At 54.5% G+C, this 21,190-nt stretch carries 22 protein-coding genes and 3 tRNA genes; 14 read left to right on the top strand and 11 right to left on the bottom strand.

The genetic code is table 11. From position 1 onward, the window contains the following. Positions 1-176: 176 nt before the first annotated feature. The 4 genes from prfC to ROR01S_RS14205 all read right to left on the bottom strand — a co-directional run bounded on the left by prfC (position 177) and on the right by ROR01S_RS14205 (position 3,465). On the bottom strand, positions 177-1,766 hold the full coding sequence (gene prfC, locus ROR01S_RS14190; RefSeq protein WP_004857644.1) for a peptide chain release factor 3: 1,590 nt from the start codon (positions 1,764-1,766) through the stop codon (positions 177-179). A 91-nt stretch (positions 1,767-1,857) separates the two neighbouring features. Next, positions 1,858-2,535, bottom strand: coding sequence for a pyrimidine 5'-nucleotidase (yjjG, locus tag ROR01S_RS14195; RefSeq protein WP_004857643.1), 678 nt, complete (start codon positions 2,533-2,535; stop codon positions 1,858-1,860). Between the two features lie 101 nt (positions 2,536-2,636). Then, the gene (gene rimI, locus ROR01S_RS14200; protein WP_054829012.1) at positions 2,637-3,083 is read right to left on the bottom strand and encodes a ribosomal protein S18-alanine N-acetyltransferase; all 447 of its coding nucleotides are present in this window, start codon (positions 3,081-3,083) and stop codon (positions 2,637-2,639) included. Continuing rightward, complete coding sequence (locus tag ROR01S_RS14205; protein WP_004857639.1) at positions 3,052-3,465, bottom strand: DNA polymerase III subunit psi; 414 nt, start codon at positions 3,463-3,465, stop codon at positions 3,052-3,054. The genes rimI and ROR01S_RS14205 overlap by 32 nt, the downstream gene beginning before the upstream one ends. Before the next feature lie 205 nt (positions 3,466-3,670). On the opposite strand from ROR01S_RS14205, the gene rsmC reads away from it, so the two are divergent. The 4 genes from rsmC to ROR01S_RS14225 all read left to right on the top strand — a co-directional run bounded on the left by rsmC (position 3,671) and on the right by ROR01S_RS14225 (position 5,187). Beyond that, positions 3,671-4,699: a 16S rRNA (guanine(1207)-N(2))-methyltransferase RsmC gene (gene rsmC / locus ROR01S_RS14210; protein WP_064359595.1), complete on the top strand. Its 1,029-nt coding sequence runs from the start codon at positions 3,671-3,673 to the stop codon at positions 4,697-4,699. A gap of 167 nt (positions 4,700-4,866) precedes the next feature. Further along, positions 4,867-4,954: transfer RNA gene (locus ROR01S_RS14215), tRNA-Leu, on the top strand. 28 nt (positions 4,955-4,982) lie between these two features. Further along, positions 4,983-5,069: transfer RNA gene (locus ROR01S_RS14220), tRNA-Leu, on the top strand. Positions 5,070-5,100: 31 nt separating this feature from the next. Next, positions 5,101-5,187, top strand: a tRNA-Leu gene (locus tag ROR01S_RS14225). Between the two features lie 21 nt (positions 5,188-5,208). On the opposite strand, the gene ROR01S_RS14230 is transcribed toward ROR01S_RS14225, so the two are convergent. Next, entirely contained in the window at positions 5,209-5,448 is a 240-nt protein-coding gene (locus ROR01S_RS14230) for a DUF1435 domain-containing protein (protein ID WP_032716607.1), read from the bottom strand. 264 nt (positions 5,449-5,712) lie between these two features. Here ROR01S_RS14230 and ROR01S_RS14235 point away from each other — a divergent pair, with 264 nt between their 5' ends. Beyond that, the gene (locus tag ROR01S_RS14235) at positions 5,713-6,759 is read left to right on the top strand and encodes a GGDEF domain-containing protein (protein WP_015585190.1); all 1,047 of its coding nucleotides are present in this window, start codon (positions 5,713-5,715) and stop codon (positions 6,757-6,759) included. 112 nt (positions 6,760-6,871) lie between these two features. Next, positions 6,872-7,660, top strand: coding sequence for a siderophore-iron reductase FhuF (fhuF, locus tag ROR01S_RS14240; RefSeq protein WP_004857631.1), 789 nt, complete (start codon positions 6,872-6,874; stop codon positions 7,658-7,660). 43 nt (positions 7,661-7,703) lie between these two features. On the opposite strand, the gene ROR01S_RS14245 is transcribed toward fhuF, so the two are convergent. Further along, complete coding sequence (locus ROR01S_RS14245; protein WP_004857629.1) at positions 7,704-9,047, bottom strand: PTS cellobiose transporter subunit IIC; 1,344 nt, start codon at positions 9,045-9,047, stop codon at positions 7,704-7,706. 339 nt (positions 9,048-9,386) lie between these two features. Between ROR01S_RS14245 and ROR01S_RS14250 the strand changes: the two genes are divergently transcribed. Further along, on the top strand, positions 9,387-9,845 hold the full coding sequence (locus tag ROR01S_RS14250; protein ID WP_004857627.1) for a YbaK/EbsC family protein: 459 nt from the start codon (positions 9,387-9,389) through the stop codon (positions 9,843-9,845). A gap of 16 nt (positions 9,846-9,861) precedes the next feature. Here ROR01S_RS14250 and bglJ read toward each other — a convergent pair whose 3' ends face one another. From bglJ to pobA, 4 genes are all read right to left on the bottom strand, one after another. After that, positions 9,862-10,539 (bottom strand): DNA-binding transcriptional activator BglJ, encoded by a 678-nt coding sequence (gene bglJ / locus ROR01S_RS14255; RefSeq protein ID WP_073972305.1) that lies wholly within the window; start codon positions 10,537-10,539, stop codon positions 9,862-9,864. Further along, positions 10,488-11,240, bottom strand: a complete 753-nt coding sequence (locus ROR01S_RS14260; RefSeq protein WP_064359597.1) for a helix-turn-helix transcriptional regulator — start codon at positions 11,238-11,240, stop codon at positions 10,488-10,490. The genes bglJ and ROR01S_RS14260 overlap by 52 nt, the downstream gene beginning before the upstream one ends. A gap of 262 nt (positions 11,241-11,502) precedes the next feature. Beyond that, the gene (locus ROR01S_RS14265; RefSeq protein WP_064359598.1) at positions 11,503-12,372 is read right to left on the bottom strand and encodes a helix-turn-helix domain-containing protein; all 870 of its coding nucleotides are present in this window, start codon (positions 12,370-12,372) and stop codon (positions 11,503-11,505) included. A 22-nt stretch (positions 12,373-12,394) separates the two neighbouring features. Then, entirely contained in the window at positions 12,395-13,579 is a 1,185-nt protein-coding gene (pobA, locus tag ROR01S_RS14270; RefSeq protein ID WP_064359599.1) for a 4-hydroxybenzoate 3-monooxygenase, read from the bottom strand. Between the two features lie 286 nt (positions 13,580-13,865). Here pobA and ROR01S_RS14275 point away from each other — a divergent pair, with 286 nt between their 5' ends. From ROR01S_RS14275 to opgB, 6 genes are all read left to right on the top strand, one after another. Beyond that, a complete protein-coding gene (locus ROR01S_RS14275) occupies positions 13,866-14,642 on the top strand; it encodes a threonine/serine exporter family protein (RefSeq protein WP_015585194.1) in 777 nt (258 codons plus the stop codon). After that, positions 14,633-15,106 (top strand): threonine/serine exporter, encoded by a 474-nt coding sequence (locus ROR01S_RS14280; RefSeq protein WP_004857614.1) that lies wholly within the window; start codon positions 14,633-14,635, stop codon positions 15,104-15,106. The genes ROR01S_RS14275 and ROR01S_RS14280 overlap by 10 nt, the downstream gene beginning before the upstream one ends. 201 nt (positions 15,107-15,307) lie before the next feature. Next, the gene (gene dnaT / locus ROR01S_RS14285) at positions 15,308-15,847 is read left to right on the top strand and encodes a primosomal protein DnaT (protein WP_004857612.1); all 540 of its coding nucleotides are present in this window, start codon (positions 15,308-15,310) and stop codon (positions 15,845-15,847) included. Positions 15,848-15,849: 2 nt separating this feature from the next. Beyond that, positions 15,850-16,587, top strand: coding sequence for a replicative helicase loader DnaC (dnaC, locus tag ROR01S_RS14290; RefSeq protein WP_015585195.1), 738 nt, complete (start codon positions 15,850-15,852; stop codon positions 16,585-16,587). A 65-nt stretch (positions 16,588-16,652) separates the two neighbouring features. Beyond that, positions 16,653-17,147 (top strand): YjjA family protein, encoded by a 495-nt coding sequence (locus ROR01S_RS14295; RefSeq protein ID WP_004857608.1) that lies wholly within the window; start codon positions 16,653-16,655, stop codon positions 17,145-17,147. A 257-nt stretch (positions 17,148-17,404) separates the two neighbouring features. Further along, positions 17,405-19,696 (top strand): phosphatidylglycerol--membrane-oligosaccharide glycerophosphotransferase, encoded by a 2,292-nt coding sequence (gene opgB / locus ROR01S_RS14300; protein ID WP_015585196.1) that lies wholly within the window; start codon positions 17,405-17,407, stop codon positions 19,694-19,696. A 51-nt stretch (positions 19,697-19,747) separates the two neighbouring features. Here the strand turns inward: opgB and ROR01S_RS14305 are convergent, their stop codons facing one another. After that, on the bottom strand, positions 19,748-20,581 hold the full coding sequence (locus ROR01S_RS14305) for a GNAT family N-acetyltransferase (protein WP_044347499.1): 834 nt from the start codon (positions 20,579-20,581) through the stop codon (positions 19,748-19,750). A gap of 32 nt (positions 20,582-20,613) precedes the next feature. Between ROR01S_RS14305 and ROR01S_RS14310 the strand changes: the two genes are divergently transcribed. Further along, positions 20,614-21,147 (top strand): GNAT family N-acetyltransferase, encoded by a 534-nt coding sequence (locus tag ROR01S_RS14310; RefSeq protein WP_032716524.1) that lies wholly within the window; start codon positions 20,614-20,616, stop codon positions 21,145-21,147. Positions 21,148-21,190 lie beyond the last annotated feature (43 nt).

The raw sequence follows: 21,190 nt of genomic DNA on the forward strand, positions 1-21,190 counted from the left end.
TAGCTTATTAAGCCAGAATCTTAAAAATTACTTATTAAATATAGTAGAAGGTCATGAAAGAGACGGAAAATATGTACAAAAAGTCACGCTGACGGGGATCTTTAAGAACTTTCTATAACGCGGAAAACGACGAAAAAATAGCGTGGAGCGCGGTGAGAGCCGCGCTCCGGAAGGGATTAGTGCTCGCGAGTTTTACGGAACAGAACGTCAGGATAGCGTTCCTGCGTCAGGTTCAGGTTAACCATAGTTGGCGCGATATATGTCAGATTATCACCGCCATCGAGGGCCAGCTGAATTTCGTTTTTACGCTTAAATTCCTCAAATTTTTTCACGTCGGTGGATTCCACCCAACGCGCGGTCGCCACGTTCACCGATTCGTAAATCGCTTCAACGTTGTATTCACTCTTCAGACGAGCCACGACCACATCAAACTGCAGCACACCGACCGCGCCGACAATAAGATCGTTATTGGCGATCGGACGGAAGACCTGTACCGCGCCCTCTTCAGAAAGCTGTACCAGCCCTTTCAGCAGCTGTTTCTGCTTCAGCGGATCCTTCAGGCGAATACGGCGGAACAGCTCCGGCGCGAAGTTCGGGATACCGGTGAACTTCATCATCTCGCCCTGGGTGAAGGTGTCGCCGATCTGAATCGTGCCGTGGTTGTGCAGACCGATAATATCGCCCGGCCAGGCCTCTTCCACATGAGAACGGTCGCCGGCCATAAAGGTCAGCGCATCGGAAATCACCACGTCTTTGCCCGTACGGACCTGACGCAGCTTCATGCCCTTCTCATACTTACCGGACACCACGCGCATAAAGGCCACGCGGTCACGGTGTTTCGGATCCATGTTGGCCTGAATTTTAAAGACGAAACCGGTAAATTTCTCTTCTTCCGCCGTCACTTCACGGGTATCGGTTTTACGCGGCATCGGCGCCGGCGCCCACTCAACCAGGCCATCCAGCATATGATCCACGCCGAAGTTACCTAAGGCCGTACCAAAGAAGACTGGGGTGATTTCGCCGGCGAGGAACAGATCTTTATCAAACTCGTTTGAAGCGCCCTGTACCAGCTCCAGCTCATCGCGCAGCTGCTGCGCCAGATCTTCGCCGACGGCCAGATCGAGATCCGGGTTATTCAACCCTTTCACGATCCGCACTTCCTGAATCGTGTGGCCCTTACCGGTCTGATAGAGATAGGTCTCATCTTTGTAGAGATGGTACACGCCCTTAAACAGCTTACCGCAGCCAATCGGCCAGGTGATCGGCGCGCAGGCAATACGCAGTTCGTTCTCCACCTCATCCAGCAGCTCCATCGGATCGCGGATATCACGGTCGAGTTTGTTCATGAACGTCAGGATCGGCGTATCGCGCAGACGGGTAACTTCCATCAGCTTACGGGTACGATCTTCAACGCCTTTTGCCGCATCGATGACCATCAGACAGCAGTCCACCGCCGTCAGGGTACGGTAGGTATCTTCGGAGAAGTCTTCGTGGCCCGGGGTATCCAGCAGGTTAACCAGGCTGTTGTGATACGGGAACTGCATCACCGACGTGGTAATGGAGATACCACGCTGTTTTTCCATCTCCATCCAGTCTGATTTTGCATGCTGGCTGGAACCACGGCCTTTAACGGTACCGGCGGTCTGAATCGCCTGTCCGAACAGTAATACCTTCTCGGTGATGGTCGTTTTACCGGCATCCGGGTGAGAGATAATGGCAAAAGTGCGGCGTTTGGCCACCTCTTGCAGATAAGGAGACAACGTCATAATTGATTCTTCTTAGTAAACGCGGCAACCGGCCACGCATGTGGAATACGAAAAATTGCGGCTATTTTACCCATCAATGGGGGGGAGGCAATCAGTGTTTACACAGGAGCTGCTCCAGGTCGCTTAAAGAGGTCACCGTCCAGTCGGGGTGAAGATCGGCAGGCAATTCACGCTGATGGGCATTCAGCCAGCAGGTGGCAAGGCCGGCATTCACCCCGCCGCGGATATCGGACTCTGCCGTATCGCCGACCATCAGCACGCGGGAACGATCGGGATGACCCGCCTGCGCCAGCGCGTATTCAAAAATGCGCGCGTCCGGCTTCGCCACGCCGACCTCTTCAGAAATAATCAATAAATCAAAGTGATCGCGTAAGCCGGTGCGTTCCAGACGAATCTGCTGCAGCGAGGTAAACCCGTTGGTGATGATCCCCATCTTCACCTTCCCCTGCAGCGCATTCAGCAGCGATATCGCCCCAGGCAGCGGCGAGCAGATCTCGGCCATCGCATTCATAAAGGCGTCGTTGAGTTCGCCCGGCGGCACGCTGAGGCGCTCCGCCCAGCTATTAAAACGCTGATGTTGCAGCTGCAGCGCAGTGATCGTGCCGTTTTGATAGTCCACCCACAGGGGTTTGTTCACGGCCTGATAGTCCTGAAAATCTTCAGCGCTAAAGGTCACGCTATAGTCGAGAAACATTCGCTGCAGACCGGTAAAAGAATCAAATGTAAACAGCGTTTCATCGGCATCAAAGAAAATCCAGTCCCACTTCATCATATCACCCTGTCATTGCCCGCCACACAGGCGTCTTGTTACAGCAGGTCTGAACAGCACAGCGTCAGACTTACCCTTAAAAAAGCCTGGCGAACAGGCCGTTACATACTGACTGGCAACGCCATTATGATCGCATCCTCACGCCCGTCGGCCGTGGGATAATAATTGCGACGAATGGTTGCCTCGTTAAAACCTAAGCTCTCGTAAAGTGCGATAGCGGCTACGTTCGACGCACGCACTTCCAGCCATAGCGTTGCGACCCCGCGTTTCTCGACCTCATCAATCACCTGCTCCAGCAGCGCTCGCCCAAGGCCACGCCGCTGAAAAGCCGGGTCGACGGCGATGTTAAACAGCGTCGCTTCATCGAGGATAATTTGCGTAATCGCGAAGGCCGCCATCTCGCCATCAACCGTTAGTTGAAGGTTGAGATAACGTTCCCCCTGATTGCTGGCAAAGGTTTGTTCGCTCCACGGAAAAGCGTGGGCGCGTTGTTCTATTTGCCAGGCACGGGGCAAATCAGCCGTGTTGAGGGTAGAAATCGTGTTCATGAGCGCAGATTTGTTGCCAGAGCGCCATACGGGCAGGCGCGCTGGTCTGGAGTTCATCAAAAGCGGGCGTCGAAACCTGCGCGCCCGCCAGCAGTAACGGTGCGTCAGTACCCAGCCGCCAGCTGTTGCAGCGGCTATCCTGCGGCAACATAGCCACGCGATCCGGCGTGAGCTGCAGTACCTGATCCGGCGACAGCGCCAAAGCACGTAGAATATCGCTGATGAGCGGTTCAGTCAGCGACGGCGGGTTTTCTGCCACCATCACCAAACGAATATGCCCTGGAAGCGAGATAGCGATTTCACCCTGTAACGCCCCGGGGCGACGCAGCGACCACCGGGTGATACCCAGCTGCTGTAATTGCCACTCTCGTCGGGAAGTCATAGCAAAACACTCCTGTTAATTAAGCGCGCAATATAGCAAATCCCGCTTATCTGCGCCAACAAACTACGAACGACGCGCCCGCCGCTCGCTCAGAGGTGAGGCGTATAGCGTTATCCGCGCGCAGGCGGCGCCAGCAGCGCCAACAAAGAGGCAGCATTCTGGATAACGTGTATAATCGGCGCCAGTCTTAATGAAGGAGTGTTTCATGTCTGCTTTTACCCCGGCAAGTGAAGTCTTGCTGCGCCACAGTGATGATTTCGAACCCGCACGCGTTCTGTTTGCCGGTGACCTGCAGGATGACCTGCCCGCACGTCTGGACACCGCGGCCAGCCGCGCCCACACCCAGCAGTTTCACCACTGGCAAGTCCTGAACGGCCAGATGGGCGAAAACGTACGTTTTAGTCTGGTCGCCGAAGCCAGCGACGTTGCCGATTGCGACACGCTGATTTACTACTGGCCCAAGAACAAACCGGAAGCGCAGTTTCAACTGATGAACCTGCTGTCGCTGCTACCGGTCGGCATTGACGTTTTCGTCGTCGGGGAAAACCGCAGCGGCGTTCGCAGCGCCGAACAGATGCTGGCCGAATATGTCCCTCTGACGAAAGTGGACAGCGCACGTCGCTGCGGGCTGTATCACGGGCGTCTGGAAAAACAGCCGACGTTCGATCCGCAGCAGTACTGGGGCGAATACCCGCTGGAAAATCTGACCATTAAAACGCTGCCAGGCGTATTCAGCCGTGACGGACTGGATATTGGCAGCCAGCTGCTGCTCTCAACGCTGACGCCGCACACCAAAGGTAAAGTGCTCGATGTCGGCTGCGGCGCAGGCGTGCTGGCGACCGTCCTGGCCAGCCACTCGCCGAAGGTCCGCCTGACGCTCTGCGACGTCAGCGCGCCGGCGGTCGAAGCGAGCCGCGCAACGCTCGCTGCCAACGGCATTGAAGGTGACGTGTTCGCCAGCAATGTGTTCTCCGAGGTGAACGGTCGTTTCGACATGATTATCTCCAACCCACCGTTCCACGATGGCCTGCAGACCAGCCAGGAAGCTGCGCAAACGCTGATTCGCGGCGCGATCCGTCATCTGAACAGCGGCGGGGAGCTGCGTATTGTCGCCAACGCCTTCCTGCCGTATCCGGATGTGCTGGATGAAGTCTTCGGCTTCCATGAAGTGATTGCCCAAACCGGTCGCTTTAAAGTTTACCGTACCGTCATGACCCGCCAGGCGAAAAAATAATTTTCATCTTCTCCGGCGGCAGGGCAACCCCGCCGCCGGTTCCCCCCCTCAAATTCGACCATTTTTGCAACAATCAATCCAGGCCACACAATTAACTATTGACGTATAGCTGAAAACCACTAGAATGCGCCTCCGTGGTAACGATACTTTCATAGTGTCGATGGTATGCGAAGGTGGCGGAATTGGTAGACGCGCTAGCTTCAGGTGTTAGTGTCCTTACGGACGTGGGGGTTCAAGTCCCCCCCCCTCGCACCATAAACCACGCAGATATCGCTCGCACTGTGCGAAGGTGGCGGAATTGGTAGACGCGCTAGCTTCAGGTGTTAGTGTTCTTACGGACGTGGGGGTTCAAGTCCCCCCCCTCGCACCAACGAGGCGATATCAAAAATTAAGAATACTGTGCGAAGGTGGCGGAATTGGTAGACGCGCTAGCTTCAGGTGTTAGTGTCCTTACGGACGTGGGGGTTCAAGTCCCCCCCCTCGCACCAATATTCTTACCCTTCTCTGTATTACCCCATCAGCTTCAAATTCAACGCCATCAGCATCATTCCACTGATTAACGCTACGCATGACGGCAACAGTACGAAATGCCGTAAACGCCGGTGCCAGATCATCAATGCCGTCATCAATAGACCGACCGCGATCAGCCCACGCCAGGCATCTACCGACAGGCCAGCCCCTCCCAGTACAGCAACCAGTATCCCAGGCAACAGCACTGCCCATCCACTGCCCAAAGCTCGCTGCAACATGTTCTCACCTTTCCAATCGATAATGATAACCAATATCATATGATAGCGTTTATCATTTGTCATGTTTTGCCCATCAGGATATTTCGTTCTTTACGTTCGGCCTGATGACATAGATTGGTGAAGGTGATAAATTAAACGCGCCGTAGTAATGTATTAAAATATTTGATTATTTCGCAAAAAACCGCACTGTGTGCAGTGCTTTTCATCGTTCATTTTTGGCAGCCATCATTTTGAAATTTAATGACTAATAACGACACGCCCAATATGACTGCACAATCCTGGCAAAAACATTATGATAAAAAATATCAATATTCCTTACGGCTCTTTTTGCTGCTGAATTTTATTTCTGCGGTTTTCTCGCTAATCAGTCCGCTCTATACCCCCGTCAGCTTTACCTTTCCCTGCGCCCTGATCGTTATACTCAGCGCCGCCCTGGCGCTATGGCACTGGAAATTTTCACGGCGTAAAATAAGTATTCCTTTTATTTCTCTGATATTTGGTGTGCTGTGGGCGTCGCATATAACGGAAAAAGCATTGTTACTGCCGGTGCCTCATTTTAACTTTCTGGTCATTGCGTTATTAAGCATATTGTTTATTGGCGCTATCGCATTCCCCAATAATATCATTGCCTTTACCCTGCACTCTTTACCCACGTTTATTGCCTGTCTGTTTCTTGCCGAAGGTGAACAGTGGTTACGTATGTTGTATTGCCTCACGCTCCCCATTGCCGGCATTATGTTGCAGAGCATCATTCAAAAACGCAGCGATGCCTTCACCCAGGGGCTGATGGATAAATTACTGCAGGAACGCAACACCCTGAACGATCTGAGTATGTTGGACCCTCTCACCGGTTTATATAACCGGCGCGGCCTGCAGAACCGCCTGGATACCCTTCTGGCGGTGAGTGACAGTGACCATCATGTGCTGCTGCTGGATATTGACCACTTTAAAGCCTACAACGACCACTATGGTCATATGATGGGCGATCAGGCATTGATTCAGGTCTCCGCTGCGATTCGCAATGCCGTACGATCGCGTGATATCGTCGCGCGCTTTGGCGGTGAAGAGTTTATGGTGCTGTTAACAAACAGCACGGCGGAAGCGGCTTCGCTGGCCGCCGAGCGTATCCGCCAGCAGGTTTACGATTTGAAAATTCCCCATATGTTTAATGAAAGCGTCGCCACCAATGTCACCATTAGTATTGGCATGACGCCCCTCATGGACTCCGATATTGATGGCGCCCTGAAAAGAGCCGATACGGCGCTCTATGAAGCAAAGGGCCAGGGACGCAACATTATCCTCGCCAGCTGATCCCGCCGCCGCGTGGTACAGCGCACGCGACGCAGACAAATATCTTGCCATCGCCCGGACAACTAACTAGTATCACTAATCATTATCATTTAGATTCATATCTGGCGATTTGATGGCTTACCGTTCTGTTTCATTCCGCAATGACATCATCTGGCAGGCTCCGTTGCTGCCGGCCGAAGATGCGTTGGCGAATGCGATTCGGGAAAAAATCACCACCCTTCGTCCCCATCTGCTGGATTTTCTTCGCCTTGATGAAGAGGCCCCGTCTTGCGCATTGACGCTCGCAGAATGGTCAACGCCCACGGTACTCAGCTCTCTGCTGGCAACCTGGTCCGATCATATCTATCGCAACCAGCCGACGATGCCACGTGAACAGAAACCGCTGCTCTCACTTTGGGCGCAATGGTATATCGGCCTGCTAGTGCCACCGCTGATGCTGGCGCTGCTGAGTGAAGAGACCGCCATCAGTGTTGCCCCGGAGCGTTTTCGCGTTGAATTTCATGAAACGGGCCGCGCGGCCTGCTTCTGGATCGATGTCAAAGCAGACTCCTCCGCCAGACCCCATTCGCCGCAAACGCGTATGGAAACGCTGGTGACCCACGCCCTGCTGCCGGTGGTACAGGCGCTGGAAGCGACCGGTGATATCAATGGCAAGCTTATCTGGAGTAATACCGGCTATCTGATCAACTGGTATCTGGGAGAAATGAAAGCGCTGCTGGGGGACGAACAGGTTGCCGCCCTGCGTCAACACTGCTTCTTTGAAAAGCAGTTTGCTGATGGCCAGGACAATCCGCTGTGGCGAACGGTGATTTTGCGGGAAGGATTGCTGGTGCGCCGCACCTGCTGTCAACGTAATCGTCTGCCAGACGTTCTTCAGTGCGGAGACTGCACGCTGAAATAATGCCATTCACGGCGGGCGGCATTCGGGCCGCCCGCCGGTTATCTTATGCTGTCTGCTGACTCTCTTCTTCCAGACGCTGAGCCTCTTCAGCCTCCTGCGCCAACAGCTGTTTCTCATACACCTTAAAGAACGGGAAGTAGATAATCGCGGAGACGCAGGCCAGAATAACCACCAGAATTGCCGCCCGGAAATCCCAGCCCAATGCCCACGCGCCGCCAATGGGCGCCGGAGCCGTCCACGGTACAACTGAAATCACTCGTCCAATCAGATCCAGCTTCATCGCCGCCCAGGCCAATACGGCGTTAACCATCGGTGCCAGCAGGAACGGAATAAAGAAGACCGGGTTCATGACGATAGGCGTGCCGAAAATAACCGGCTCGTTAATATTAAACAGGCTTGGCACGACGCTCAGCCGACCGATTGAACGCAGATGCGCCGACCGGCTGCGCAGATAGCAGAAGACCAGGCCCATTGTGGCGCCAGACCCCCCGATAACAATAAAGAAGGTCCAGAACGCCTCCATAAAGATATGCGGCAGCGGCGCGCCCTGAGCCAGCGCCTGCTGGTTCATCCCGAGGTTAGTCAGCCAGAACATTTGCAGCATGCCAGAGACAATCGCCGCGCCGTGGATCCCGGCGAACCACAGCAGATGGCCGATCAGCACCGCCAGTAAAATCGCCGGCAGCGAGTCCGCTGCGGATACCAGGGGTTTAAAGATGGCCATGATGGCCTGCGGAATAAGCATGTCAAAATGGTGCTGAATAAACAGGCTGAGCGGATAGAGCGTCAACACCACCACCAGCACCGGAATGAGCAGATCAAAGGAGTTTTTGATCATCGGCGGCACCTGATCCGGCAGGCGAATACCGATATTGTGCGCCTTCAGGAAACGCATCATTTCAACGCAGTACACGGCCACCAGAATCGCCGTAAAAATCCCCGTACCGCCGAGGCTATCGACCGGCAGGGTGCCGTTCGTTTTTGGCGCCGCCACCAGCAGAAAAGCCATAATGGACAACATGCTGCACATGAAGGGATCGAGCTGATGGGTCTTCTCATAATGCTTGCCGAGGTTATAAGAGATCGCGGCGCAAATGTAGATAGACATAATGCCCATCGTCATATCAAACGGCGTCAGAATCCGCCCTTCAAACTCTTTCGCCAAATCCAGCCAGGCGCGTGCAAACCCCCAGGTGGTATCAGGCGAAAACGGCGGGTAGGCAAAGACCAGCAGGAATGACCCGACAATCATAAACGGCATTGCCGAGATGAAACCGTCACGGATAGCCATCACGTGGCGCTGCGACGAGATTCGCCCGGCGACAGGGCTTATATAATTTTCTACAAAGCGAAATATCAGATTAAACGCAGCATGGTTAGCAGACATAGCAGCCCTCCTGACAGGCTTTAGATACTGGCCCAACAACGATTATTCTGCCGTTGTGATGAAAGATGTTCTGTGAACGGACAGCCACGCCGGCCATTCCATTCTCTATACTGTTCAAGTCAGCACGATTCATACACGGCTCTTTGTTATATGTGATACAGGGAAGTTACCCATCCAGTATTCATCTGAGCGAGCAGAACAGCAACCGGTTACAGTAACCGGTTACGGTGATTGTGAAGAAGATCCAGAAATTGGAATAATTCCTGATTCTCAATCAACAATATTTACACTCCTCCGGCCTTGTGACAGATTAAATCGGTCATTAATCAGGAGATCCCAATGAGCCTGCAGTCCGTGCGGCAGTTTTTTGCCGAACATGCCCCCGATATCGACATCATCGAGCTAAATCAAAGTACGGCTACCGTTGCCCTGGCAGCCGCCGCGCATCATGTCGAACCCGGGCAAATCGCCAAGACCCTTTCGTTAAAAGTGAAAGAACAGGTCATCCTTGTTGTCGCCAGCGGCAACGCCCGGCTGGATAATAAAAAACTGAAGGACGCATTTGGCGCGAAAGCGCGCATGCTCAGCAGTGATGAGGTCGTGATGTTGACCGGGCATCCGGTGGGCGGCGTGTGTCCTTTCGGGCTGGAAAATCCGCTGGCGATCTACTGCGATATTTCGCTAAAACAGTACCCGGAAGTCTTACCGGCAGCAGGCGCTATCCATAGCGCAGTGCGCATTTCACCGGACAGAATGGCGCAGTTGACCGAAGCGACCTGGATTGATGTTTGCCAGTAGCATACCTGGAGCACGGCTACGCTATCCCTTCCCCCGCAGCGTCCTGGCAGCATGGCGGCGGGAAATGAATCAGAATATCGGCTGCGCTCAGCAGCCCGAGATCGGAGCTGATACCCAGCCTGGCCATCGCATTGCACTTGTGGGCGCGAATGGTTTTGATATTCCGCTCCATCTGCACCGCTATCTCTGACAATGAATAGCCACAGGCTATATAGCGAAGAATTGTTTGCTCCATAGAACTGAGGCGATGACCGTAGAGCGCCTTGCGGCTGGCAGGTTCATTACGGGGGGCTATTTGTTGCTCAAGTAGCCGAAATAGCTGCTCCTGCAGCGTTTCACGGCCGCAGGCTTTATTTAAAACGCCGTGCAGCTGGAATGGCACCAGCTGAGTAATTAAGTCACGCTCTGCTCCGCTATTCGCCAGAATAATTCGCAGAATATTTGGATGGGTATAAGCAGCCTCCTGAAAAAAAAGCAAACTTTCCAGTCGCAGCTGACGATGACCGGAAAGCGAAAAAATAATCGCAGTGACCTGCCTGATATTCATCGTTTGCGTCAATGACTGAACATCTTTGAAAAAATGAATGCCACTATTTTCGTTATAACGATCGTTTAAGATAAAACGAAGCGCCGTCTCCGTCATTACGCACGGTTCGATGACAGCAATGCGTTGCGCTTCGCTACGCTTCTCCATTCCTGCAGCTCTCCATGTTCTGAGTATATATTCAACTCTTTCATCCCTTGTTCACTATTAATCCAGGCATACATCTGCGCATTGCCATTCAAAGATAAACGGCGCATAGCGCTATTTTTTTGCGCGCTAATCGTCTTATTACTTTTTTTCAATAACGAGGCTATTTGATTAATTCCCCAGCCCTTTGCCAGAAGCCGTAAAACCTTGCGCTCAGATAAAGTCAGCGTGCTTATCATCTCCGGGCTCATCGATACCGTATCGGTTGGCGTATTGAGAAAAGTCGCTTTATCATTCGTGACAGACACATCCTCCGGGCACCTCGCTTCTGCCGCGCATATCGCTGCGCCTAAACGTACCACCGGCGCCATGTCGGAAACTAATGTACTGTTATCACGGACTAAAAATATCTGGGCCGCGCGATCGCTGGCGCGCCCGACAATATAAACCCAGTGAATATCTTTATACTGACTCATTAAAAAACAATAATATTCACAAACTTCCTGAGGCTGGCTGAGGTCACCGGACAGGTCGACAATAACCTGCCGGGTTCGACCCAGTTCGGTTAGCGTGAGCTCCTCCGGCGAACGGCAGCAGCTGAATATATAGTCGGGGAGACATTCACTGGTGATGGTTTTTAAGCCGGACTGCATAACCGGTATTTTGCTGATGATGATGCCGCACTGATCATGTCCTGGTAACATAAACCCTCCGTTTTCTGTAGAAGATTCACGTCTGGCATAAAACAGATGGCCCCCCTGGCAACCATAATATTATTTTGCCAGGTGAATCCGTGTCACCCCTGGCGAACGTTTCGGCCTTACGCTCTGTACCAATTTTAGTGTGGGGAATTGCATTGCTGGCCTTAGCAATAAACGACATTAGCATACATAAAGAGCAACAATAAATTAGAAAAAATAAAAGCAGACTTTAGAAAGAATTACGCAAAACCTGTCACATCATATTTTATTTAATTTCATTCCTGAATGTTTTTGGCGATACGCCGCTATAGCGACGAAAAAAACGGGAAAAATAAGTCGCATCTGAAAACCCCAAATAATCAGAAAGTTGAGTCACAGTCATCGTGGTATATTGCAAATTACGCCGCGCCTCCAGCATCAGTCTTTGGTGCAAAACCCCTAAGGCACTGCAGCCATGAAATTCACGACACAAATAATTGAGGTGCGTCGCCGACATCCCAACCTGGCGGGCGTATTCCGCCAGCGGCAGATGTTCGCGGTAATGACTTTCAATAAGACGAGAGAAATGGCGCATGACGCTGCGCTTTCGTTCCGCTTTCCCTTCGGCGACCGACGTCGGGCGGCACTGCCGGTTCAGCCAAACCAGCAGCGCCCCTAAAAGCGAGTGCAGCATCATTTCCCGGGCATCCAGCTCTTCGCAATACTCTTCCCGTAATGCCGTAAACAGCGCACGGATATGCCCGCGGGAGTGCTTAACGGGCACGCACTGCGGCTGGCCGAGGACATCAAGCTGGCGGCCAAACTGGCGTTCAAAATGGCTGAGCAACGGCAGCGCCAGCGACAGAACATAGCCCTGCGTGCCGGGTGAAAAACGAAACCCATGAATGCACAACGCCGGCACCACCTGAATACAGGATTCGGTCATCACGGTGGTAGTCCCTTCAATTTCGATCTCCGCCCTGCCTTTATGCAAATAGAGCAGCTGCACCATCTCCGCATGCTGATGCATGCGGATATGCCACTCATACAGGCTGCTGCGCTGCAAAATCGACTCGCAGTGCAGGAGATCGGGCGTAGGCCAGTCGCGCTCTTCGCCATACAATTTAAAAACGGGAACGGTATTGGTGGCCTGCATGACAACTCCAGCTGTTGATTCCCTACGCCACACGCTCCATGGGCAAACCCACATAGTTTTCCGCTATGGTGGTCAACCCGGCGCGCGATCCGAGGTAATAGCGACGGTCCGCCGCCTGCATTTTTTTATCAAACTCGCTTTGCTGCGGAAAATCATGCAGCAGGCGGGTCATAAACCAGCTGAACCGTTCCCCCTTCCACACCCGATCAAGAGCAAAACGAGAATAGCTCGCCAGCAGATCGGTGCGACCGCGGTGATAATACTCCCGCAGAATGCGCCACAAATAGTTCACATCGGAAGCGGCCAGATTCAGCCCTTTTGCTCCGGTCGGCGGCACGATATGCGCCGCATCGCCCACCAGGAACAGCCGCCCGTACTGCATCGGCTCCACCACGTAGCTACGCAGCGGTGCAATGCTTTTCTCAAGTGAGTGACCAGTCACTAACTTGTCAGACAGCTCATCCGGCAGACGGCGTTTCAGCTCATCCCAGAAACGTTGGTCCGACCATGCCTCAACCTTGTCGCTCAGCGGGACCTGCAGATAGTAGCGGCTTCTTGTTAGTGAGCGCTGACTACACAAAACAAATCCCCGCTCATGGTGAGCATAAATCAGCTCCGGGTTGACCGGCGGCGTGTCCGACAGCAGCCCCAGCCAGCCAAACGGCCAGATGCTTTCATACTCTTTAAGAATGTCACGCGGGATGCTTTGTCGCGAGACACCGTGAAAACCATCGCAACCGGCAATAAAATCACACTCGAGGCGGCAGGTTTCCCCGCCGCTGACGAAGGAGACTGACGGCCGATCGCTCTTCGCATCCTGAATCGTCACGTCGCTGACGCCATAAATAACCGGCGCTCCACAGTCAGCACGCGCCGCCATTAAATCCCGGGTCACTTCGGTCTGGCCGTATACCATCACGCTTTTGCCACCGGTCAGCTCTGTCAGCGCAACCGGTACCCGCTGCCCCTCAAATAAAAACTCAACCCCATGATGCACCAGCCCCTCCGCATCCATGCGCTGCGATACTCCGGCCTCTCGCAGCAGGTCGACGGTACCGCTTTCCAGAATCCCCGCCCGGATGCGCCCCAGCACATATTCCGGCGTTTGCCGCTCGAGAATAACGGTTTCGATCCCGGCTCGATGCAACAGTTGTCCCAGCAGCAGCCCGGAGGGGCCCGCCCCGATAATCGCGACCTGTGTTTTCATAGAATTGCCTCACGCTCGATGGTTAATTATTTGTTTGTTTTTTGTTTAATAAAAGTTCTCTCCTGCATTTTTGATAACCCGGACGAGAAAAAGAAGGCAAAAATTCGTACAAAAAATGCACTTTTCAACAGTTTTAAGAAAGTGTGGCGGAGTTCAAATTCTATTTCGGCCGCCTGCGGCGACTTTTTGCACATTGTTTGATCCGGTCCCCCTCAGAGAAAGCGCGAGTTCAGGTTAAAGTAACAACAGACATGACGGCATCGGATGTGACGGACAGCGGGTATTTATGCAAGCAGATCGGGCAGTTCAGCGCACAATTACGCGACTATGTATTCAGTGTGGACTTTTCTTGTTACAGCATGGCGCAGAGAGCGCGCTGGTTGAGGAGCTCTCGACTCGTCTGGGGCGGGCGCTCGGCATGGACAGCGTTGAAAGCGCCATCTCCTCGAATGCGATTGTGCTCACCACGATTAAAGACGGCGAGTGCCTGACCTCTACGCGTAAAAACATCGATCGCGGCATTAACATGCACGTGGTGACGGAAGTGCAGCATATTGTGATTATGGCCGAGCATAAGCTGCTGGATTATAAAGATGTGGAGAAGCGCTTTACGCAGATTAAGCCGCTGCGCTATCCGCGCTGGCTGGTGGTTCTGATGGTGGGGCTCTCCTGCGCCTGTTTCTGCAAGCTCAACAACGGTGGCTGGGACGGTGCGCTGGTCACCTTCTGCGCCAGCACTATCGCCATGTATATTCGCCAGCTCCTGACCCATCGCTCGATGCATCCGCAGATAAACTTCTGTATCACCGCCTTTGTCGCCACCACCATCTCCGGGCTGATGCTGCGCCTTCCCGCCTTTACCAACACGTCAACGGTGGCGATGGCCGCCAGCGTACTGCTGCTGGTGCCCGGCTTCCCGCTGATTAACGCCGTTGCGGATATGTTTAAAGGGCATATCAATACCGGCCTGGCGCGCTGGGCGCTGGCCAGCCTGCTGACGCTGGCCACCTGCATTGGCGTGGTGATGGCAATGACCATGTGGGGGCTACGCGGATGGGCATAATCTCGTATCTGTGCGCGCTGCTTCAGGATATGGCGCTGTCGGCCATTCCGGCCGCCGGGTTTGCCATGGTGTTTAACGTACCGCAGCGCGCGCTGCGCTGGTGTGCGCTGCTGGGAGCGATCGGCCACGGTTCGCGTATGGTGATGATGACCGCAGGATTCAATATTGAATGGGCGACGTTCCTCGCCGCTCTGCTGGTTGGCAGCATCGGCATTCAATGGTCCCGCTGGTACCTGGCGCATCCCAAAATTTTCACCGTCGCAGCCGTGATCCCGATGTTCCCCGGTATTTCTGCCTATACGGCGATGATCTCGGCGGTGAAAATCAGCCATTTTGGCTACTCGGAAGAGATGATGATCATGCTGCTGAGTAATTTCCTCAAGGCTTCCTCCATCGTTGGCGCCCTCTCTATCGGTCTTTCCATTCCGGGTCTCTGGCTGTACCGTAAGCGCCCGCGGGTATAGCAGGGATTTGGCCCGACGCTGTGCTACTATAGCCAATGGATTTCAGTTTGCTTTACTGCGACAGCCGCGGGGATCCCGATACGCTGCCTGAAACCAGCGGGTCGGATTAACACCCGTAGTCAGCAATGAAGCACCTGAAAAACGACAGGTATCCGGGGGCGATTACCCCTCTCTATTGTTGTTCAGAATTGAGATAGTGTTATGTCTTCGCGAATATTAACCACCGATTTTAGCGGCCTGGATGATTTTATTCAGGACCATGCGGCCGTTCTCGCAAAATCGGCCAGCGGCGCGGTTGCCGTTTTTGCTAACAATGCCCCAGCGTTCTACGCGCTCACGCCGGAACGTCTGGCGCAGCTGCTGGAGCTGGAAGCAAAACTGGCTCGCCCCGGCAGCGATGTTGCGCTCGATACGCAGTTTTTCGACGAACCCGGCGCAGCGCCAACCGCTATCCCCGTGGGGAAATTCGCCATGTATGCCGACTGGCAGCCGGACGCTGATTTCCAGCGCATGGCCGCGCTGTGGGGCATCGCTCTCAGCCAACCGGTGACGCCGGAAGAGCTGGCGGCGTTTGTCGCCTACTGGCAGGCGGAAGGCAAAGTCTTTCATCATGTGCAATGGCAGCAAAAGCTGGCGCGCAGCGTACAGATCGGCCGGGCCAGCAACGGCGGCCAGCCGCGGCGCGATGTGAATACGGTCAGCGAACCAGATAGCCATATTCCACGAGGTTTCAGAGGATGAGCATGAAAAACGTTGGCGACCTGATGAAGCGTCTGCAAAAAATGATGCCAGCCCATGTCGAACCGGCGTTTAAAACCGGCGAAGAGCTGCTGGCCTGGCAAAAAGAGCAGGGCAAACTGCGTTCTGAAGCGCTGGAGCGCGAAAACCGCGCCATGAAAATGCAGCGGACGTTTAACCGCTCCGGCATCCGTCCGCTGCACCAGAACTGTTCGTTTGAAAATTATCGGGTCGAGTGCGAAGGCCAGATGAACGCGCTGTCCAGAGCACGCCAGTACGTTGAAGAGTTTGACGGCAACATCGCCAGTTTTATCTTTTCCGGCAAACCCGGCACCGGCAAAAACCATCTGGCTGCCGCCATTTGCAACGAGCTGCTGCTCCGCGGGAAATCGGTATTGATCATCACCGTCGCTGATATTATGTCGGCGATGAAAGAGACGTTTGGCAATCGGGAAACCAGCGAAGAACAGCTCCTTAACGATCTGAGCAAGGTCGATCTGCTGGTGATCGATGAGATCGGGATGCAGACGGAGTCGCGCTACGAGAAAGTGATCATCAACCAGATAGTCGATCGCCGCTCCTCATCAAAGCGCCCGACCGGGATGCTGACCAACAGCAACATGGACGAGATGAACAAGCTGCTCGGCGAGCGCGTCATGGATCGTATGCGTCTTGGCAACAGCCTGTGGGTCATCTTCAACTGGGACAGCTATCGTCATCGGGTCACCGGTAAAGAGTATTAAGATATTTCCGAACTCTGCCGGGGTTATACTGCAGAAATGCTTAAGTAACCATGATGAGTACACTGATGAAATCTGCAAAATTCTTATTCCGCACCGCCTTGATTGCCGGCGTTTTTTTTGCCGCCGGCGCCCACGCAGCCTCCTGGCAGGACTCTCTTTCCAGCGCCGCCAGCCAGCTTAGCAGCCAGAGCGGCTCTCAGGAAAGCGGCGCCCTGTCGATGTCTTCGCTGACCAGCCTGCTGAACGGTGGCAGTCAGTCCCTGACCGCCAGCAGCATGAACAATGCCGCCGGGATTATGTCCTACTGCGCCAAACAAAAACTGGCCTCGGTCACCAACACGGAAAACGTCAAAAATCAGGTTCTGGATAAACTCGGCCTCAGCACGCCGGAAAAACAGAAAGAGGACACCAGCTATCTGGAAGGGTTGCAGGGGCTTCTGAGCAATAATAGCGGTCAGCAGCTGAACCTCAACACGCTCGGCAGCAGCCCGCTGGCGGAGAAAGTGAAAACCAAAGCCTGCGATCTGGTCTTAAAACAGGGCGTTAACTTCCTCTCCTGATTTTTTTCACTGACGCCGCGTTTAACGCCTTAGCGCTGTTAACGCGGCTCCAGCCATGATTTTCGTCATTCTTCAGCACACGATCCTCGTTGTTCAGGGATGTGACCCCGATCAAAAACGACCATTTCTAAACCAATTCTGAACTACTGCACAGTTTCATGACTCTACAATTGCAGCCATATGGCACTGCAATTACAGTGTAGCGTGGAAAATAGTCTATCCTGCCAGCGGTCAACTGGCGCTAATGAGGATGAATTGTGTCAGAGTTGTTATCCATCGCCTTGTTCCTCACCTCGGTGGTGATTTATGCCTTAAAAGCCGGTCGTAACACCTGGTGGTTTGCCGCCACGTTAACGGTGCTGGGGCTGTTTGTGGTGCTTAATATTACCCTCTATGCCAGCGACTACTTCACCGGGGACGGTATTAACGACGCGGTCCTCTATACGTTGACCAACAGCCTGACCGGGGCTGGCGTCAGTAAATACATTCTTCCCGGCGTCGGGCTGGTAGCGGCGCTGGTGACCGTATTCAGCGCGCTGGGATGGGTGTTGCGCCGTCGCCGCCACCATCCTCATCATTTCGGCTACAGCCTGCTGGCGCTGGTTCTGGCGCTGGCCTCCGTGGATGCCAGCCCGGCGTTTCGTCAAATCAGCGAACTGGTCAAATCGCAGTCCCGCGACGGCGATCCCGATTTTATCGCCTATTACAAAGAGCCGGCGAAGAGCATTCCGAACCCGAAGCTGAACCTGGTCTATATCTACGGGGAAAGCCTCGAACGCACCTATTTTGATAACGACGCCTTTCCCGATCTGACGCCCGAACTCGGCAAACTAAAAAACGAAGGCCTCGATTTCAGCAACACCACCCAGCTTCCGGGTACCGATTACACCATCGCTGGCATGGTGGCTTCCCAGTGCGGTATTCCTCTGTTTGCGCCGTTTGAAGGCAACGCCTCCGCCTCGGTCTCCAGCTTCTTCCCGCAGAATATCTGCCTCGGCGACATTCTGAAAAACTCCGGCTATGAAAACTATTTCGTACAGGGCGCCAACCTGCGTTTCGCCGGCAAAGATGTGTTCCTGAAATCACACGGTTTTGACTACCTGTACGGCGCTGAAGAGCTGAAAACCACGGTTGCCGACCCCGCTTACCGCAATGACTGGGGCTTCTACGATGACACCGTTCTGGATGAAACCTGGAAAAAATTCGAAGAACTTTCTCAATCCGGCAAACGCTTCTCGCTCTTTGCGCTGACGGTCGACACCCATCATCCGGACGGTTTTATCTCCCGCACCTGCCAGCGTAAAAGCTATGACATCGGCGGGAAAAAGAATCTCTCCTTTAGCGCGGTCACCTGTAGTCAGGAGCATATCGCGGCATTGATTGAGAAAATCAAAGCCTCTCCGTATTTCAAAAATACGGTCATCGTGGTCTCTTCCGATCATCTGGCGATGAAAAACACCGCCTGGGACTATCTCAACAAACAGGATCGCAGCAACCTGTTCTTTGTTCTGCGCGGCGACCAGCCGCAGCAGGAGACGCTGGCCGTGAAGCGCAACACCATGGACAACGGCGCCACGGTGCTGGACATCCTTGGCGGCGATAACTTTATCGGTCTGGGCCGCAGCAGCCTGTCCGGGCAATCGCTGTCCGGTATTTTCATGAATATGAAAGAGAAAGTGCTGGCCTGGAAACCGGATATCATCCGCCTGTGGAACTTCCCGAAAGAGATGAAAAACTTCACCATCGACAGCCAAAAGAACACGATCTCATTCTCCGGCAGCCATTTCCGCCTCCCGCTGCTGCTGCGGGTATCCGATAAACGCGTTGAGCCGCTGCCGGAGAGTGAATATTCCGCCCCGCTGCGCTTCCAGCTGGCCGATTTTGCCCCACGGGATAACTTCGTGTGGATCGATCGCTGCTACAAAATGGGCCAGCTGTGGTCCTCTGAGCTGGCGCTCTCCACCGACTGGTGCGTTTCCCAGGGCCAGCTCGGCGGCGAACAGAAGGTGCAGCATGTTGATAAGCCCCGGTGGCAGGGAAAAACGGCGTTTAAAGATACCGTTATCGATATGCAGCGCTACAAAGGCAACGTCGATACCCTGAAGATCGTCGATAACGATATTCGTTACAAAGCCGACAGCTTTGTCTTTAACGTTGCCGGCGCGCCGGAAGAGGTCAGGCAGTTCAGCGGGATCTCCCGCCCGGAATCGTGGGGCCGCTGGTCTAACGCCCAGCTCGGCAGCGAGGTGAAGATTGAATATAAAGAGCCGCTACCGGAAAAATTCGATCTGGTGATTACCGCCAAAGCCTACGGGCCGAACGCCAATAAACCGATCCCGGTCCGCGTGGGCAACAGCGAACAAATCCTCACCCTGGCCAACGAGGTTTCCACCACCACTCTGCATTTCGACAATCCGTCGCGCAGCGATACGTTGATTATCGTTCCGCCGGATCCGCAGTCCACCAACGAAGGGAATATCCTTGGCCACGCGCCGCGTCAGCTGGGAATCGGCATGGTGGATCTTAAAGTGGTAAAAAGCGACGGTTAACGCTGCCGCGCCCCGGCTCATGACCTGAACCGGGGCGCCTTCACGCATTCGCTAGCATTCGGCAGGCGGTAACCCGCTGAACTCCACGCACATCTCATACTGCTTCAGCGCCAGGGTCGCATACCCTGCCGCGCTAAACAGCGGCGTAAATGATTCGGGAATGATCACCGAAGTACTCAGGCCGGGGAACTGGCGGGCCAGCGCCCTCAGCATCTCATGCGCCAGCCCGCGGCCGCGAACGGAGGGCTCAACCCACAAAAACTGTAGCTGCGGCGTGGAGGTTAAGGTTGCCAGCACGGCAAAAGCCTGCTGGTTCAGAGTGAGCGCCCGGCATGGCAGCGTGGCGAAGGTCAACGGATCCATCAGCCACGGCAGACGACCGTTGATCTCCGCTCCGGCTCTGCGCAACAGAGGGAGCACATCCCCCTCTTCCAGCGCCGCCGCGGTATCCTCTGCCCGGGTACTGACAAATCCGCACAGCCCATGATGTACAACAAAGCCTAAAGACTGGTACAGCGCCACCGCCGCATAGTTTTCGCGGATCACCTCCAGCCACATTCGCCGCACGCCCTGCTCCCGCAGCGAGGCCATGAGCGGCGTCATCAGCCGACGGCCCATGCCTTTGCCGCGCCAGGCCGGACGCACCGCAAAAGCCGCCAGTCTCGCCTCATCGCCGCGCCGGGCCACGATGGCGATTGCCGCCGGCGTCCCGCCATCCAGCCAGACGCAGGAGTCGAGCAGGCTCAGTCCCTCGGAACCGAAGCGCTGAACGAACACCGCCACCGGCAGTGAAACCGGCACCAGGTAATCTTCAAAACAGTCGCTGAGGATCGTGCTTAACTGCTCGCTGCTAAAACCGGTAGCTGGGACGGCTATCAATGCCATGCATTTCTCCCGAAAATTGCTATGCTGAAGCGATGAAAAATAACACTATAACCGCCGCAACGACTTTTCGCCTGACTCAGGAGAACGACATTCCTCTCCTGCCCGCGATTGAGCGCTCGGCGGCCCAGTCTTTTCGCCAGATTCCGGCGCTGGCCTGGCTGGCGGAAAGCGAAGTCATAAGCCCCGAGCGCCACCGCCTGTTTCTTGAAACTGACCATAGCCTGCTGGCCGTGGCCGATGAACGACCGATAGGCTTCCTGCTGACCGAACCGCTGGACGATGCCCTGTTTATCGTCGAGATCGCCGTTCATCAGGCGTGGCAGGGGCGAGGCATTGGCCGCATGATGCTGGAGCAGGTCATTGAGAGCGCCCGGCAGGCGGCGTATCCGGCGGTCACCCTCACCACCTTTCGCGACGTGCCGTGGAATGCGCCGTTTTATACGCGCCTGGGGTTTTCAATGCTGAGCGAGCTAAGGCTGCCGGCGGGACTGGCGGCAAAAAGGGCGCTGGAAACGGAGCACGGTCTGCCGCCGGAAACGCGCTGCGCCATGCGCCTGACGCTGTAAGTCGTCTCCGGCCAGGGCTGTGTTTATGGGGTGAATATGGTAC

This window comes from Klebsiella ornithinolytica NBRC 105727 = ATCC 31898 (assembly GCF_001598295.1).
GTDB lineage: Bacteria > Pseudomonadota > Gammaproteobacteria > Enterobacterales > Enterobacteriaceae > Klebsiella > Klebsiella ornithinolytica.

Excerpts from the sequence above, each read along its gene's own strand:
- prfC (WP_004857644.1), bottom strand. The coding sequence starts at position 1,766 with ATGACGTTGTCTCCTTATCTGCAAGAGGTGGCCAAACGCCGCACTTTT.
- yjjG (WP_004857643.1), bottom strand. The coding sequence starts at position 2,535 with ATGAAGTGGGACTGGATTTTCTTTGATGCCGATGAAACGCTGTTTACA.
- rimI (WP_054829012.1), bottom strand. The coding sequence starts at position 3,083 with ATGAACACGATTTCTACCCTCAACACGGCTGATTTGCCCCGTGCCTGG.
- ROR01S_RS14205 (WP_004857639.1), bottom strand. The coding sequence starts at position 3,465 with ATGACTTCCCGACGAGAGTGGCAATTACAGCAGCTGGGTATCACCCGG.
- rsmC (WP_064359595.1), top strand. The coding sequence starts at position 3,671 with ATGTCTGCTTTTACCCCGGCAAGTGAAGTCTTGCTGCGCCACAGTGAT.
- ROR01S_RS14230 (WP_032716607.1), bottom strand. The coding sequence starts at position 5,448 with ATGTTGCAGCGAGCTTTGGGCAGTGGATGGGCAGTGCTGTTGCCTGGG.
- ROR01S_RS14235 (WP_015585190.1), top strand. The coding sequence starts at position 5,713 with ATGACTGCACAATCCTGGCAAAAACATTATGATAAAAAATATCAATAT.
- fhuF (WP_004857631.1), top strand. The coding sequence starts at position 6,872 with ATGGCTTACCGTTCTGTTTCATTCCGCAATGACATCATCTGGCAGGCT.
- ROR01S_RS14245 (WP_004857629.1), bottom strand. The coding sequence starts at position 9,047 with ATGTCTGCTAACCATGCTGCGTTTAATCTGATATTTCGCTTTGTAGAA.
- ROR01S_RS14250 (WP_004857627.1), top strand. The coding sequence starts at position 9,387 with ATGAGCCTGCAGTCCGTGCGGCAGTTTTTTGCCGAACATGCCCCCGAT.
- bglJ (WP_073972305.1), bottom strand. The coding sequence starts at position 10,539 with ATGGAGAAGCGTAGCGAAGCGCAACGCATTGCTGTCATCGAACCGTGC.
- ROR01S_RS14260 (WP_064359597.1), bottom strand. The coding sequence starts at position 11,240 with ATGTTACCAGGACATGATCAGTGCGGCATCATCATCAGCAAAATACCG.
- ROR01S_RS14265 (WP_064359598.1), bottom strand. The coding sequence starts at position 12,372 with ATGCAGGCCACCAATACCGTTCCCGTTTTTAAATTGTATGGCGAAGAG.
- pobA (WP_064359599.1), bottom strand. The coding sequence starts at position 13,579 with ATGAAAACACAGGTCGCGATTATCGGGGCGGGCCCCTCCGGGCTGCTG.
- ROR01S_RS14275 (WP_015585194.1), top strand. The coding sequence starts at position 13,866 with ATGCAAGCAGATCGGGCAGTTCAGCGCACAATTACGCGACTATGTATT.
- ROR01S_RS14280 (WP_004857614.1), top strand. The coding sequence starts at position 14,633 with ATGGGCATAATCTCGTATCTGTGCGCGCTGCTTCAGGATATGGCGCTG.
- dnaT (WP_004857612.1), top strand. The coding sequence starts at position 15,308 with ATGTCTTCGCGAATATTAACCACCGATTTTAGCGGCCTGGATGATTTT.
- dnaC (WP_015585195.1), top strand. The coding sequence starts at position 15,850 with ATGAAAAACGTTGGCGACCTGATGAAGCGTCTGCAAAAAATGATGCCA.
- ROR01S_RS14295 (WP_004857608.1), top strand. The coding sequence starts at position 16,653 with ATGAAATCTGCAAAATTCTTATTCCGCACCGCCTTGATTGCCGGCGTT.
- ROR01S_RS14305 (WP_044347499.1), bottom strand. The coding sequence starts at position 20,581 with ATGGCATTGATAGCCGTCCCAGCTACCGGTTTTAGCAGCGAGCAGTTA.
- ROR01S_RS14310 (WP_032716524.1), top strand. The coding sequence starts at position 20,614 with ATGAAAAATAACACTATAACCGCCGCAACGACTTTTCGCCTGACTCAG.